The organism is Burkholderia pyrrocinia, assembly GCF_018417535.1.
In the GTDB taxonomy this organism is placed as follows: Bacteria; Pseudomonadota; Gammaproteobacteria; order Burkholderiales; family Burkholderiaceae; genus Burkholderia; species Burkholderia pyrrocinia_E.
The window spans coordinates 1,722,823-1,737,991 of sequence record NZ_CP070977.1; the positions used below are offsets into that span (position 1 = coordinate 1,722,823).

Here is a 15,169-nt window from a genome sequence, read left to right on the forward strand (position 1 = left end):
GCGCCGGGCGCATGCGGCCCGGCGCGTCGACAACGTCAGAAGCGATGCACGATGCCGAGCTGCACGCCGCGCGCATTCGCGCCCGGATACGCGAGCGGCAGGCCGGGATTCGCCGCGCCGGCGAGCGTGTAGCCGGCCTGGTTGCGGTTGCGCAGGTACGACAGCGCACCGTAGAAGCTCGTGCGCTTCGACAGGTCGTACTCGTACATCAGCCCGAGCTGGTCCGCGTTGTTGCCCTGCGACGACTGGTCGTGCAGATACGCGTAACCGAGCGCGACATAGTTCGCCGGGTTGAACTGGTATTTGACCGACAGCCCGTACACGCGCGAATCGATCCCGAAGTCGGCCCACTTCACCGCGGAGAAACCGCCGTACACGGTGGCCTTGCCGATCGCGTACGATGCACCGGCCATGATCGTGCGATCGGTCGTGGTCGCCGTCGCGTTCTTCAGCCACTGGCCCGCGACGAACGCCGCGAACGGCCCGTGTTCGTAGGTCAGGTCGAACTGCTGGCTGGAGCCTGCCGAGCGCACGCCGCCCGCATCGCCGAACCCGAAGTACAGCCCGCCCTGGAAACCGGCGATCTCCGGGCTCTGGTACGACAGCGTATTGCTCGTGCGGAACGCGAACACGGTCAGGTTGTCCATGCCGGACGCCTGCGTGACGCCGCCGAACGCATCCTGCCCGCCCTGGTCGTTGAACAGCGGCGAATTCTGCCGGCCCGCGCGCACCTTGCCCCACTGCCCCGCGATGCCGACCCATGCCTGCCGGTTGAACATGCTGCCCGAACTCGCCAGCGAGCCGTCGTTCGGGTTGAAACCGTTTTCCAGCGCGAACTCGATTTTCTGCCCGCCGCCGATATCCTCGCCGCCCTTCAGCCCGAACCGGCTGCCCCACTGCCCGCCCGAGCCGATCGCCGCCGTATAGCCGTTGCCCGTATTCACGTACTGCGCGAATTCGTCGATCACGCCGTACAGCGTGACGCCGTCCTGCGCGAGCGCAGCCCCCGACCCGGCGAGGCACGCGGCCGCCACCGTCATGCGAAGACCGGCGTGCACCGGCCGTACCCGGGAATCGCTGCCGCGGGCGTTCAGTTGTTTAGTCATACTATTCAATGGCAAGAGAATGAAACGACGCCGGGCGCAGCGGTCACGCCGCACCGGCATCGCGGGAAAGGGGATGTGCAGGAGCGCCCGGCGCAGGCAGCGCCCGGCTCGACGCAAAGCTCAGGCCGGCAACCGGCCGGCCCGATGCGCGAGACGCGCCGTCAGTGGTGAACTTCGCCGCGTTCGAGCGGCAGGATCAGGCGCTCGGGGATGCTGCGCCGCGACGCGCGCGCGCAGATGTAATACAGCACGGCCGGCACGATCAGGCCGAGGATCCACGAGATGTCGGTGCCGCCGAGCGCGTCGACGAGAGGACCGGTGTAGATGTGCGTCGACATGAACGGCAACTGCACCAGGATGCCGACCACGTAGATCGTGATCGCCATCACGTTCCAGCGACCGTAGCGGCCATCCGGATCGGACAGAGCCGGCACGTCGTAGCGCGAGCGCGTGAAGCAGTAGTAGTCGACCAGGTTGATCGCGCTCCACGGCGTGAAGAACGCGAGCAGGAACAGGATGAACGCGGTGAATTCCTTCAGGAACGAATGGCGGCCCGCGAGCGCGATCAGCGTCGACACGCAGATCATCCCGAAGATGTACACGAGGCGGCTCTTCGACGACACGGCACCCTTGCCGCGAAAACCGCTGACGATCGTCGCCATCGACATGAAGCTGCCGTACGCGTTGAGTGCCGTCACCGTCACCTTGCCGAACGCGATGCTGAAGTACAGCAACGCGGCCACGGCGCCCGTCGAACCGAGGCCGACGATATACGCCACTTCATGGTGCGCGAACTGGCTGCCGGCCAGCGCGGCCGCGAACACGCCGAACACCATCGCCGCCTGCGCGCCGATCACCGAGCCCAGGCCGACCGCGAGAAACGTCGCGACCGACGACGTCGAGCGCGGCAGGTAGCGCGAATAGTCGGCGACGTACGGGCCGAACGCGATCTGCCACGACGCGGACAGCGACATCGACAGCAGGAAGCTCGCGAGCGAGAAATGCTTGTTCGCGAGCAGCGCGCCGACGTCGTGGTTCGCGAACAGTTGCGAGAACATGTAGACGAACGCGACGATGCCGACCACGCTCGCGATCCGGCCGACGAAGTGGATCGCGCGATAGCCGAACACGGTCAGCACGACGATCACGGCGGCGAACAGCAGGATGCCGGCCGCGTCGTCGACGTGCAGCAGTTGCGCGACGGCCTGCCCGGCCAGCACCGAGCCGCTTGCGGAAAAGCCGATATACATCAGGCACACGAGCACGATCGGGATCATCGCGCCATACACGCCGAACTGCACGCGGCTCGAGATCATCTGCGGCAGCCCGAGCTGCGGCCCTTGCGCGCCGTGCAGCGCCATCACCGCGCCGCCGACGAGCTGGCCGAGCAGCAGCGCGACCAGCGACCAGAACACGTCGCCGCCGAGCACGACCGCGAGCGCGCCCGTGACGATGGCCGTGATCTGCATGTTCGCCGACAGCCACAGCGTGAACTGGCTCAGCAGGCCGCCGTGGCGCTCGGCGTCGGGAATGAAGTCGATCGAGCGTACCTCGATCAGGCCGCCGGCTTTTCCACTGGGATTCGTTGACACGGGGAAATCTCCAAAATACTCAGGACCGCAAATGGTTTGAACAAGACAGGAATCTGCGAGCCGCCCTTTCGGCTCTTCGGGTGCGGGGCGCCGTGGATCGCCGGCATGCGCCACGCACGCACGGTTTGCACGCTGGCGCGCAAGCGGCACGACGTGTGCCGACATTGCCAGCGGATGATCTTGTATATACAACTTGCGAGATATCGGTGATTACCCGGAATCGGCCAATTTTCGAAACTGTCCGAATAATCGGGACGCGTCCGACCGGTTTTGCCGCCGGTCAAGCGTTGGAAAAATGAAAGGTCAGGCGCTGGCGGGCGGTGCCTGATCGGGCGCGGCCGTCATGGCGCCGGCGGGGAGCAGGTTCAGCATGCGCCGCGCGGCTTCGATGTCGCGCGCGTGCAGCCATTCGTCGTAATCGTCGCGGCGCAGGATCACGACGCCCCGCTTCTCGTCGCCGGGCCGATGCATGCGCGCGAACACCGGATGATCGTCGGCGTTCACGGTGAGCATCGCCATGCCGATGCGTTCGCGGCCTTCGTCGCCTTCGTAGCGCCGCCAGATGCCGGCGACGCAATACGGTTGCCAGCCGTCGACGCCGATCCGGTGCCAGACGTTGCGGCCGGTCTCGTAACACGGCTCGAAGATCCAGCACGCCGGAATCAGGCAGCGCTGGCCGTTGCGCCAAGCATTACCGTAGAGCCGCGACGAGCCGACCGTTTCCGCGCGCGCGTTCACCGTATCGAGCTTCTTGCTTTTGCGGCCGTGCTCGTCGACCCGCTCGGGCTGCATGAATTTCGGCCAGAAGCCGAACACGGCCGCAACGACCGCAAGGCCGTCGCTGTCGGCGCGCGCGATCGGCGCCGCGTAGTCGGGATACACGTCGGGTGCCCACGGGGCACGGCGGTACAGATCGCCGATGCCGATCTTCAGCTCGCTGATGCCCGGGTCTTCACCGGGGGCGCGGTAGTGGGTGCACACGGTTCTGCGGACGATGGAAGCAATGTCTCCATCGTAGGTCAGCGCGCGTGTCGCGATCGCGCTATTACTTTGTATGACGAAACAGTTTTACGAATCGCCGATGCGCCGGGATCCGGCCGGTGCATCCCGTCATGCGCGCGGCCCGATCCGCAGCGTCAGGATTTCGTCGCCGGCGTCGTCGAGCTTTCCGGTCGGTATCCAGCCGAGATGGCGGTAGAAACCATACGAACGCGACGCGGGATCGGTCGAGCAGCCGAGAAAAAGCAACGTGAAGCCGTTCGCCGCGAAATCGTCGATCACATGCCGCAGCAGCCGCTTGCCGATCCCCGCCCCCTCGTGCTCGGGCAGGATCGCGAGCACGACGATCTCGCCCGAAGCGGTGTCGCCGAAGCAGTAGCCGACCATGCGGCCGTTCGCGCAGCAGACGTGACCGGAGAACAGGCCGTCGCGTATCCCGTCGCCCCAGCTTTCGGCGGTGATGCCCAATTCGCGCAGTTGCGCTTCGGTGAACACGTTCTCGCGGGTCTTGCCGCGCAGTGCGATGCATGCGGCCGCGTCGTCGGGAACGGCCTTGCGCCAGGTGATGTCAGCCATCGATCGAATCTTCCTTTTTTTGCCGCCGGCGCGATGCATACAGGCAGATCAGTTCCAGCGCGATCGTCGCGCCGGCCAGCGACGTGATTTCCGCATGATCGTACGGCGGCGACACTTCGACCACATCCATGCCGACCAGGTTGATGCCTTCCAGGTGACGCAGGATCTCGAACGCCTGATGGCTCGACAGCCCGCCCGAGACCGGCGTGCCGGTGCCCGGCGCGAACGCCGGATCGAGACAGTCGATGTCGAACGTCAGGTACACGGGATGATCGCCGACGCGTTCGCGAATGCGCGCGGCAACCGCGGCAGGCGTCGACGCATGCACGCGGCGCGCATCCTGGATGTCGAATCCCATCGGCGCGTCGTTGGTCGTCCGGATGCCGATCTGCGCCGACCGTTCGGGCACGACCCACCCTTCCCGCGCCGCGTGGTAGAACATCGTCCCGTGATCGATGCGCTTCGCGTCGCGGTCGGGCCACGTGTCGGTATGCGCGTCGAAATGCACGAGCGACAGCGGCCCGTGCACCTTCGCATGCGCCTTGAGCAGCGGATACGTGATGAAGTGATCGCCGCCGAGCGTCAGCATCGCGCAGCCGCGCGCGAGGATCGCATCGGCATGACGCTCGATCGCGCCCGGCACCGATTCCGGTTGCCCGAGATCGAACGCGCAATCGCCATAGTCGACCGCGGCCAGCACGTCGAACGGATCGAATGCCCACGGCCACGGGCGCTCCCACGCGATGCCCGTCGACGCGATCCGCAACCCGCGCGGGCCGAAGCGCGTGCCCGGCCGGTGCGATGCGGCGGCATCGAACGGCACACCGGTGATCGCGAGGTCGACGCCGTCGAGGTCGCGGCTGAAACGCCGGCGCATGAAGCTCGTCGCGCCCGCGAAGGTCGGTTCGGCCTGCGTGCCGTAGAGGCTGTCGCGCGTGAACGCGAGATCGTTGTGGCTCATCGTCGGATTCCTGTCTGAAGGGGGACACGGCCGCGCGGCTGGCGACCTCGGGCCCGATTCTGCCGTCACGGCATCCAACGAAAAATATGAACTAACATAAGCCGACTTCACGAAACGCGATGTATCGCCATGCTGACCCGACTGAGAGACATGGATTTGCAGTTGCTGCGTCTATTCCTGACGATCGTCGAAAGCGGCGGCTTCAGCGCCGCGCAGGGCACGCTCGGGATGGCGCCTTCGACGATCAGCACGCAGATGGCCAAGCTCGAGACGCGACTCGGGTTCCGGCTGTGCGACCGCGGCAAAAGCGGGTTCCGGCTGACGCCGAAGGGCGAACGCGTGCTGCAGTCGACGCGGCGGCTCCTGCAGGCGATGGACGTGTTCACGCGCGATACGCAGCACGTAGCGGGCACGTTGCTCGGCGAGCTGCGCATCGGCCTGTCCGAGCGGCTCGCGCCGGACATCGTCGAATCGATCGCGGCGGCCGTCGGCCGCTTTCGCGAACAGGCGCCGGACGTGCTGATCGAGATGGTCGCGATACCGCCCGACGAGCTGGAGCGCAGGTTGCTGAAAGGCGAACTGCAGCTCGCGATCGGCTACTTTTCCGGCCACCAGGCCGGCCTGCACTACGCGCCGCTATTCGTCGAACACCAGTCGCTGCATTGCGGCGCCCGCCATCCGCTGTTTGCGAAAAGGACCGTATCGGTCAACGACATCGCGCGCGCGAGCAACGTCGCGCGGCTCTACAAGACGAACACGTCGGGCGCGGCGCGGCGCAACGCGCAGCCGACCGCGTTCTCGGAAAACGTCGATGCCGACGTGATCTTCATCCTGTCCGGCGCGCATGTCGGCTTCCTGCCCGACCACGTCGCGGCGCCGTGGGTCGCTGCCGGGAAGATGCGCAGGCTGCTCGCGAGCAAGCTGAGCCACACGGTCGAATTCCAGCTCGCGACGCCGAGGAACTGCGACCGCAGCGAAGCGCTGGATGCATTCACGGCGGCGCTCGCCGAACAGTTCGGCGGGCTCGACGGTTTCGCGGGCCCATAGCCGATGCGTGCCGCGCGGCGGCACCGACGGTTCGCCGCGCGCGCCGCTTCAGACGAGCCGATCCGATGCGACGACCTGCACGCCCGGCCGCGCATCGATCGCGGCGTCGACCAGTGCGCGCGCAATCCGTGACGCAGGATTCACGCGCCACTTCGCCGGCAACACGGGTTGGGCGGCGTTCAACGCAAGCACCAGCAACCGCTCGCCGAGCCTGAATTCGTCGCGGCTGCCGCCGATCAGGCCCGGCCGCACATAAGTGAGCGACGCGAACCCGACGCCGGCGAGCGCCTGCTCGACCTCGCCCTTGACGCGGTTGTAGAAGATGCGCGACGCCGGATCCGCGCCGAGCGCCGAATTCAGGACGTAGGCCGGCGTGCCGTGCCGGTGCGCGAGCCGCGCGACCGCGAGCGGATAGTCATGATCGACGCGCCGGAATGCCGCCTGCGAGCCGGCGGTCCGCATCGTGGTGCCGAGCGTGCAGATCACCGCATCGGCCTGCCACCAGTCGGCCGTGCCGGGCAGATGATCGAAGTCGACCTCCAGTGCGCGCATCTTCGGATGCGGCGACAACGGCCGGCGCGCGAGGACGACCACGTGATCGACCCGCGCATCGGCAAGCGCGACTTCGAGGACGTGGCGTCCGACGAGTCCGGTCGCGCCGACGAGCAGCAGTTTCATGTCCGGTTCTTCCGTGTGGAGCCTGCGTTGGCGGGCCGGGAGCGGCCCGGTTTCCGGCTATCGACATGATGGTCGGCCAACGTGGCGCCGACAACCTTCCTGCATCTCGAAAAATTACAGACCGCACTCGTTAGCTGTCTCGAATCGGTCGCGTCATGCGGCGCCGATGCAGTAACCGGAACGCCGCCGATACGCGCGTTGCGCACCGGCGGCTCCGTTTGACGGTCACGCGTCAAACATGCAACGCGTGCCCCAACGCACGCAATGCCGCTTCCTGCAGCGCTTCACCCAGCGTCGGATGCGCGTGGATCGTGCCGCCGATGTCTTCCAGCCGCGCGCCCATCTCCAGCGACTGCGAGAACGCCGCGGCCAGCTCCGACACGCCGCGCCCAACCGCCTGCCAGCCGACGATCAGGTGGTTGTCGCGCCGCGCGACGACGCGCACGAAGCCGTCGGTTGCCTGCAGCGTCATCGCGCGCCCGTTCGCCGCGAACGGGAACGACGCGCTCAGACAATCGACGCCGGCCGCGCGTGCGTCGTCCGGCGACCAGCCGGCCGTCACGATCTCGGGATCGGTGAAACATACGGCCGGGATCGACGCGGGCATGAACTTGCGGCGCCGGCCGGCGATCAGCTCGGCCACCATTTCGCCCTGCGCCATCGCGCGATGCGCGAGCATCGGCTCGCCGGCGACGTCGCCGATCGCCCAGACGTTGCGCATCGACGTCCGGCATTCGTCGTCGATCCGCAGCGCACGGTCGTTGCGATCGAGCAGCAGCGTTTCGAGCCCGAAGCCGTCGACCCGCGGTCGGCGGCCGACCGCGACCAGCACGCAATCGGCCGGCAGCGTCCGTTCCGCGCCATCGGCCGCCTGCACGCGCACTGCGCCGTGCTCCGCGAGCCCGAGCACCTTGTGGCCGAGCCACAGCCCGACGCCGAGCCGCGCGAGCGAGTCGGCGACCGGCCTCGCGAGTTCGGCATCGTACGCGGGCAACACGCGCTCCGCCGCTTCGACGATGCTGACCTCGACGCCGAGCTTGCGATAGACGATCCCGAGCTCGAGCCCGATATACCCGGCCCCCACGACGACCAGCCGTTTCGGCAACGTCGTGGGCGACAGCGCCTCGGTGGACGACACGACATGCCCGCCGAACGGCATCGACGGCAGCTCGACCGGTTCGGAACCGGTCGCGAGCAACAGGTGTTCGCAACCGATATGCACCGCGTGGCCGCCGGCGACGACTTCGACGGTCTTGCCGTCGATCACGCGCGCGTCGCCGTGCAGCACGCGCACGCCGTTCTTCTTGAGCAGCGCGCCGACGCCGCGCGTCAGCCGGTCGACAATGCCGTCCTTCCACGCGACGCTTTGCGCGATGTCGATCTCGGGTGTGCGCACGCGAATCCCGAGCGCCGCTTCGCCGGCCTGGCCGCAGGCCTGTTCGAATGCGTCGGCCACGTGGATCAGCGCCTTCGACGGAATGCAGCCGATATTCAGGCAGGTGCCGCCGAGCCGGTCGCGCTCGACCAGCACGGTCGGAATGCCGAGCTGGCCGGCGCGGATCGCGGCGACGTAGCCGCCCGGGCCGCCGCCGATCACGAGCAGCGTGGTGTGTTCGTTTTTCATCGCGCTCACTCCACGAACAGCAATGCCGGGCGCTCGAGCACCCCGCGCACGGCCTGGATGAATTCGGCCGCGTCCGCGCCGTCGACGACGCGATGGTCGAACGACGACGACAGGTTCATCATCTTGCGCGCGACGACCGCGCCATCGCGGATCATCGGCCGCTCGACGATCCGGTTCACGCCGACGATGCCGACCTCGGGATGATTGATGACCGGCGTCGACACGATGCCGCCGAGCGCACCGAGGCTCGAGATCGTGATCGTCGAACCGCTCAACTCGTCGCGCTGCGCGCGGTTCGCGCGCACCGCATCGGCGAGCCGCGCGATTTCGGCGGAGATCGACCACACGTCGCGCGCCTCCGCATGACGCAGCACGGGCACCGTGAGGCCGCTGTCGGTCTGCGTCGCGACACCCATGTGCACCGCGCCGTAGCGCGTGACGACGCCCGCTTCGTCGTCGAAGCGCGCGTTGATCTGCGGGAAGTCGCGCAACGCGATCACCATCGCGCGGATCAGCAGCGGCAGCGGCGTGAGCCGGCCGCGCGCATCGCCGTAGCGGCGGTTCAGGTCCGCGCGCAACGATTCGAGTTCGGTGACGTCGATTTCCTCGACGTAGCTGAAGTGCGGAATGCGGCGCTTCGCTTCCTGCATCTTGCGCGCGATCGCGCGCCGCAGGCCGATCACCGGCACTTCGGTTTCGTCGTTGCGTTCGTCGTAGCCGTGCGCTTGCGACCCACGCGCCGCGCCGCTGCCCGTGCGCGCATACGCATCGAGATCCGCATGCATGATCCGCCCGGCTTCGCCCGTGCCGCGCACATAGCGCAGCTCGATGCCCATGTCCCACGCGCGCTGACGCACGGCCGGCGACGCGAGCGGCCGTTCGCCCGGCGCGAGCGCGGCGCGCGGCTGCGCCGCATGTTCCGCACGACGCGGCTCCGCGGGCGCGCGGCTCGCCGCATGACCCGGCGTCGTAGAAGCCGCAGGCGCTGCAGCCGGCACATCGGCCACCGGCGCTGGCTTTGCCGCCACCGCCGTCTGAACCGGCGCCGCTTCCGCCTTCGCGTCGCGCGCCGGCGCACCCGCCTTCAGGTTGCCGTCGCCTTCGACCTCGAGACGAATCAGCTCGCTGCCGACCGCCATCATCTCGCCGATCCGGCCGCCGAGTTCCAGCACCTTGCCCGACACCGGCGACGGAATCTCGACCGCCGCCTTGTCGGTCATCACGTCGGCGAGCGGCTGGTCTTCCTTGATCGTCTGTCCGACTTCCACATGCCAGGCCACCAGCTCGACCTCGGCGATCCCTTCGCCGATATCCGGCATCTTGATGACATGAATCCCCATCTCACGCCTCCATCACGCGTCGCAACGCTTCGCCGACCCGGGCCGGGCCCGGAAAGTACGCCCATTCCTGCGCATGCGGATACGGCGTATCCCAGCCCGTCGTGCGCTCGATCGGCGCCTCGAGGTGGTAGAAGCAATGTTCCTGAACCAGCGACACCAGTTCCGCGCCATAACCGCAGGTGCGCGTTGCCTCGTGCACGACGACGCAGCGGCCGGTCTTGCGCACCGACGCGACGATCGTGTCGAGGTCGAGCGGCCACAGCGTGCGCAGGTCGATCACTTCCGCGTCGATGCCCGTCTCCTCGGCCGCGGCGAGCGACACGTGCACCGTCGTGCCGTACGTCAGCACCGTCACGTCGCTGCCGGGCCGCACCACGGCGGCCGTATCGAGCGGCACCGTGTAGTAGCCCTCGGGCACGGCGCTCGCCGGATGCTTGAGCCACGACGTGACGGGCCGTTCGTGATGGCCGTCGAACGGCCCGTTGTACAGCCGTTTCGGTTCGAGGAAGATCACCGGGTCGTCGTTCTCGATCGACGCGATCAGCAGCCCTTTCGCGTCGTACGGATTCGACGGCATCACCGTGCGCAGCCCGCACACCTGCGTGAACATCGCCTCCGGGCTCTGGCTGTGCGTCTGGCCGCCGTAGATGCCGCCGCCGCACGGCATCCGGATCGTCAGCGGCGCGGTGAACTGGCCGGCCGAGCGATAGCGCAGCCGCGCGCCTTCCGACACGATCTGGTCGGAGGCCGGGTAGAAATAGTCGGCGAACTGGATCTCGCACACCGGGCGCAGCCCGTACGCGCCCATCCCCACCGCCGCGCCGACGATCCCGCCTTCCGAGATCGGCGCATCGAACACGCGCGACTTGCCGTATTTGTTCTGCAGTCCTTCGGTACAGCGGAACACGCCGCCGAAATAGCCGACGTCCTGCCCGAACACGACCACGTCGCTGTCGCGCCCGAGCATCACGTCCATCGCGGAGCGCAGCGCCTGGATCATCGTCATCGGCTGTGTCGCCGTGCCTGCATCGTCTTGTGCCATGATCACGCTCCCAGTTCCTGGCGCTGACGGCGCAGGTGCGCGGGCAGCTCCTTGTACACGTCGTCGAACATCGAGGCCGGCGACGGAATCCGGTCGTCGGCCAGCGTCCCGTATTTCTCCGCTTCCTTCTGCGCGGCGATTACCTCGGCTTCGAGCTCGGCCGTCAGCGCTTCTTGCGCGCTGTCCGACCAGATGCCTTTCGCGATCAGGTGCTGCTTGAAGCGGGCGATCGGATCGCCGAGCGGGAAATGGGACCAGTCGTCGCTTGGCCGATACTTGGTCGGATCGTCCGACGTCGAATGCGCACCCGCGCGATAGGTCACCCACTCGATCAGCGTCGGGCCGAGATTGCGGCGCGCGCGTTCGGCGGCCCAGCTCGACGCCGCGTAGATCGCGAGGAAGTCGTTGCCGTCGACGCGCAGCGACGCGATCCCGCAGCCGACGCCGCGCCCCGCGAACGTCGTGCCTTCGCCGCCCGCGATCGCCTGGAACGTCGAGATCGCCCACTGGTTGTTGACGACGTTCAGCACGACCGGCGCGCGGTACACGTGTGCAAACGTAAGCGCGGTGTGGAAGTCGGCTTCGGCCGTCGCGCCGTCGCCGATCCACGCGGACGCGATCTTCGTGTCGCCCTTGATCGCCGACGCCATCGCCCAGCCGACTGCCTGGATGAACTGCGTCGCGAGATTGCCGGAGATCGAGAAAAAGCCCGCGTCGCGGTCCGAGTACATCACCGGGAGCTGGCGTCCTTTCAGCGGGTCGCCTTCGTTCGACATGAGCTGGCAGATCATCCGCTCGAGCGGCACGTCGCGCGCGATCAGGATGCTCTGCTGCCGGTAGGTCGGGAAGCACATGTCGCCGTCGCGCAGCGCCATCGCGTGCGCGGTGCCGATCGCCTCTTCGCCGAGGCTCAGCATGTAGAACGAGATTTTCTTCTGGCGCTGCGCGATCATCATGCGCGCGTCGAAAATGCGGGTCTTGAGCATCGCGCGCAGCCCGGCGATCAGGCGCGCATCGTCGAGGTCCGGCGCCCACGGGCCGAGGGCTTCGCCGTGGTCGTCGAGCACGCGCACGAGGCTGCGGGCGAGATGGGCGGTGTCCGCCGCGGCAACGTCGATCGGCGGGCGGCGGACCGCGCCGGCCGGCGATAGATGCAGATAGGAAAAGTCCGTCTTGCAGCCCGGGCGCCCGGTGGGCTCCGGCACATGCAGACGCAATGGCTCTGACAGGCTCATCGTGTCGTCTCCACGCTCGATTGTGTCTCACGCTGATAGGAACGCGCGGCCGGTTGCCGGCCTGCGCGCGGGCTGGCGCGCGGATAAGCACGCCAACTTTGGGAATCTATGCAATGGTACGCCGGCCGTCGATGACCAACCCGCTCGATCGCGGTGAGCATATTTGCCATGGCATGTCATGCGCGGCCCGGCGGCCCGCATGCGCGCCGCGGCAAAACGTTGCCGGGTGTGCGGAGACGCGTTGCCGGGCCCGTCGGGATCGCCGGCCGGACGGGAGATGGGTGTGGGTAAATCCAGCCGGATTTCGTCTGAGGGTACAAAACAAAAAACCCCGCAAAATCTCGGATTTTTGCGGGGTCTCTGTGCCTCTGACCGCATCGGACAATCATGTGGTGCCGGGGACCGGACTTGAACCGGCAAGCCAATTAAGGCGGCGGATTTTCGTCACACTGCTTCTTTCGAAGCCGGCATCGCGTGGGCGATGCCGTTCGTGCGCTGGACTATGCCTTCACCGTCGCGCGCGGGCGTAACCGCTGCCCGTGCGCCTTAGGCGCCCCCCGTCTAGTCTCTACACCTTCCTCGCGGGTGCCGCGAGGCTTGGCTCGGCGTTGCCTCGATGCGCGCATCAGGGGTTTCGCCGAATTTGAAGGGTTCTGCACCGACCGTTTCCGGCCGGGCACTCAATCGTTTAAGTCCGCTATGTTTACCAATTTCATCACCCCGGCAAGAGGGCGGAGCGCATTCTACCATCGGTCCGGCCCTGCAACGCGGTTACCCGGCGATCGCGTCGACGGTCCATGACGCAAGCCGCACGCGCAACGCTATCCCGTCGTGCCGCACGACACGCTCAGTCGCCGCGACGATACAGCGTCACGACGCACGCGCCGCCCAGCCCGATGTTGTGCTGCAACGCCACGCGCGCGCCGTCGACCTGTCTTGCCCCCGCATCGCCGCGCAGTTGCCAGACCAGTTCCGCACATTGCGCGAGCCCGGTCGCGCCGAGCGGATGGCCTTTCGACAGCAGGCCGCCCGACGGATTGGTGACGACCTTGCCGCCATACGTATTGGCGCGGTCGCGGACAAACTTTTCCGCGCCGCCTTCCGGGCACAGCCCGAGCGCCTCATAGCTGATCAGTTCGTTGCTCGTGAAGCAGTCGTGCAGTTCGACGACGTCGAGCTCGTCCGGGCCGATGCCCGCCGACTCGTATACCTGCCGGGCCGCCGCCGCGGACATGTCGTAGCCGACCATCCGGATCATCGACGCGGGCGCGAAACTGCTCGGGTAATCGGTGGTCATCGCCTGCGCGGCGATATAGACGGACCGCGCATGACCGTGACGTTTCGCGAACTCGTCCGAACAGAGCACCGCGCAACCGGCACCACAGGTCGGCGGACAGCACTGGAACCGGGTGAGCGGATCGAATACCGCGTCCGAGTTCATCACTTGCGCCAGATCCACCGGCTCGCGAAACAGCGCGTACGGATTGCGGGCGGCGTGCTCCCGCGCCTTCACCGAAATCATCCCGAACGTTTCCCGCCGGGCACCGTAGCGTTCGATGTATTCCCGCCCCGCGCCGCCGAACATCCGCACCGCGAGCGGCGCGGATGTCTCGCCCTGCACCGCGTCGGCGACCTGCAGATGCCGTTCGAGCGGCGACGCGCGATCGTCGAACTTCGTCGTGAGCGCGCCCCGTTCCATCTGCTCGAAACCGAGCGCCAGCACGCACTCGGCCGCGCCGCTCTCGATCGCCTGCCGGGCGAGCCAAAGCGCTGTCGAGCCCGTGGAGCAGTTGTTGTTGACGTTGATGACAGGCACGCCCGTCATGCCGATCTCGTAGACGGCGCGCTGTCCGCACGTGGAATCGCCATAGACATAGCCCGCGTAGACCTGCTCGATCGCGTCGTACGCGATGCCGGCGTCGCCGAGCGCGATCCGCGCGGCTTCGGTTGCCATCCGGTGATACTGCGGGCTCGCGCCCGGCTTCGTGAACGGGATCATCCCGACACCGATCACGTTGACTCGACGGCTCATGCTGTGCTCCTTCGTGGATTCAGAAGATCTTCATCACGCGCAACTGGACGCTGTAGCTGTTCTTGAAGCCGCCGTCGCCCGACAGCGCCTTGCCGAGCATCCCCGACACCTGCCAGGTCGGCGTCAGCATGTGGCTGGCGAACAGCCGCAACTGGTTCGAACTCGTCTTCTGGCCAGTATAGGCGTCGTCGACGTACTGCTTGCCGCCGAAGGTTCCGGCATAGCCGAACGACACCGACGTGGCCGGCGCGAACTGGTAGCGCAGGTAGGTTTGCAGCTCGACGGACGGCCGCACCGAGATGCGGTGCCCCGCGTCGTCGTGCCCCGGCTGGGCTGCCACGTCCAGCGCGGCGTCGAGGAACAGGTTGCGCCCCAGCCCCTGGATCACGCCGAGTTGCGGCGTGAACACCACGGTGCCGGCACCGGCGCCGACCCGGCCGTAATCGTATTTCCCGGTCGGCACGGAGAAGTACGCGGTCAAACCGACGACCGTGCCGTACTGCGGATCGGGGCGGTTCACGAAGAACGCGGTCACGCCGAACGTGAGGTCGCCGAGCCCGTTGTTGGTCGGCAGCGGACTTCCGCCAACCTTGACGTCGGTCAGCTTCGCGAACGGCAGGAATGCCTGGAACGCCACCGGCATCCCGCCGATCTGCGTGTAGTGCAGCACCCGAGCAATGCCGACGGCCTGGTCAAGACTCGAATCCGGCACCTTGCCGCCCCCGTCGAGCCGGAAGTCGCTGCTCGGCGTATAGCCGAGATAGCCGAGCGCAAGCGTCGTGCCGGGAGGCACGATCGTGTAGTCCCCCGGGTAGATGTCGATCGCCGACGCCGAGGTCGAGATGGCCAGCAGGGCGCCCGCCATCGCGGCAGGCCGCATCAGTTTTTCCTTCATGTCTCCGTCCTTTTATTCAGTACACCTATTATTCATGCACGA

At 67.3% G+C, this 15,169-nt stretch carries 13 protein-coding genes; 1 reads left to right on the top strand and 12 read right to left on the bottom strand.

The window, feature by feature from the left end:
• Positions 1–35: 35 nt before the first annotated feature.
• From JYG32_RS08060 to speB, 5 genes are all read right to left on the bottom strand, one after another.
• A complete protein-coding gene (locus JYG32_RS08060; RefSeq protein ID WP_213265239.1) occupies positions 36–1,106 on the bottom strand; it encodes a porin in 1,071 nt (356 codons plus the stop codon).
• A gap of 161 nt (positions 1,107–1,267) precedes the next feature.
• Complete coding sequence (locus JYG32_RS08065; protein ID WP_174380520.1) at positions 1,268–2,698, bottom strand: purine-cytosine permease family protein; 1,431 nt, start codon at positions 2,696–2,698, stop codon at positions 1,268–1,270.
• A 303-nt stretch (positions 2,699–3,001) separates the two neighbouring features.
• The gene (locus JYG32_RS08070; RefSeq protein WP_213265240.1) at positions 3,002–3,679 is read right to left on the bottom strand and encodes an SOS response-associated peptidase family protein; all 678 of its coding nucleotides are present in this window, start codon (positions 3,677–3,679) and stop codon (positions 3,002–3,004) included.
• 129 nt (positions 3,680–3,808) lie between these two features.
• A complete protein-coding gene (locus tag JYG32_RS08075; RefSeq protein ID WP_213265241.1) occupies positions 3,809–4,273 on the bottom strand; it encodes a GNAT family N-acetyltransferase in 465 nt (154 codons plus the stop codon).
• Entirely contained in the window at positions 4,266–5,234 is a 969-nt protein-coding gene (speB, locus tag JYG32_RS08080) for an agmatinase (protein ID WP_213265242.1), read from the bottom strand. Before speB ends, JYG32_RS08075 begins: the two co-directional genes overlap by 8 nt.
• A 129-nt stretch (positions 5,235–5,363) precedes the next feature.
• Between speB and JYG32_RS08085 the strand changes: the two genes are divergently transcribed.
• Complete coding sequence (locus JYG32_RS08085) at positions 5,364–6,281, top strand: LysR family transcriptional regulator (RefSeq protein ID WP_213265243.1); 918 nt, start codon at positions 5,364–5,366, stop codon at positions 6,279–6,281.
• A 48-nt stretch (positions 6,282–6,329) separates the two neighbouring features.
• Here JYG32_RS08085 and JYG32_RS08090 read toward each other — a convergent pair whose 3' ends face one another.
• The 7 genes from JYG32_RS08090 to JYG32_RS08120 all read right to left on the bottom strand — a co-directional run bounded on the left by JYG32_RS08090 (position 6,330) and on the right by JYG32_RS08120 (position 15,127).
• Positions 6,330–6,959, bottom strand: a complete 630-nt coding sequence (locus JYG32_RS08090) for an NAD-dependent epimerase/dehydratase family protein (protein WP_174380514.1) — start codon at positions 6,957–6,959, stop codon at positions 6,330–6,332.
• Positions 6,960–7,191: 232 nt separating this feature from the next.
• A complete protein-coding gene (lpdA, locus tag JYG32_RS08095; protein ID WP_174380513.1) occupies positions 7,192–8,583 on the bottom strand; it encodes a dihydrolipoyl dehydrogenase in 1,392 nt (463 codons plus the stop codon).
• Positions 8,584–8,588: 5 nt separating this feature from the next.
• Positions 8,589–9,923, bottom strand: a complete 1,335-nt coding sequence (locus JYG32_RS08100) for a dihydrolipoamide acetyltransferase family protein (RefSeq protein ID WP_213265244.1) — start codon at positions 9,921–9,923, stop codon at positions 8,589–8,591.
• 1 nt (position 9,924) lies between these two features.
• Positions 9,925–10,965, bottom strand: coding sequence for an alpha-ketoacid dehydrogenase subunit beta (locus JYG32_RS08105; RefSeq protein ID WP_174380511.1), 1,041 nt, complete (start codon positions 10,963–10,965; stop codon positions 9,925–9,927).
• 2 nt (positions 10,966–10,967) lie between these two features.
• Positions 10,968–12,200, bottom strand: a complete 1,233-nt coding sequence (locus tag JYG32_RS08110; protein WP_174380510.1) for a 3-methyl-2-oxobutanoate dehydrogenase (2-methylpropanoyl-transferring) subunit alpha — start codon at positions 12,198–12,200, stop codon at positions 10,968–10,970.
• A gap of 847 nt (positions 12,201–13,047) precedes the next feature.
• Entirely contained in the window at positions 13,048–14,232 is a 1,185-nt protein-coding gene (locus JYG32_RS08115) for a lipid-transfer protein (protein WP_213265245.1), read from the bottom strand.
• Between the two features lie 19 nt (positions 14,233–14,251).
• Positions 14,252–15,127: a transporter gene (locus JYG32_RS08120; protein ID WP_213265246.1), complete on the bottom strand. Its 876-nt coding sequence runs from the start codon at positions 15,125–15,127 to the stop codon at positions 14,252–14,254.
• Positions 15,128–15,169 lie beyond the last annotated feature (42 nt).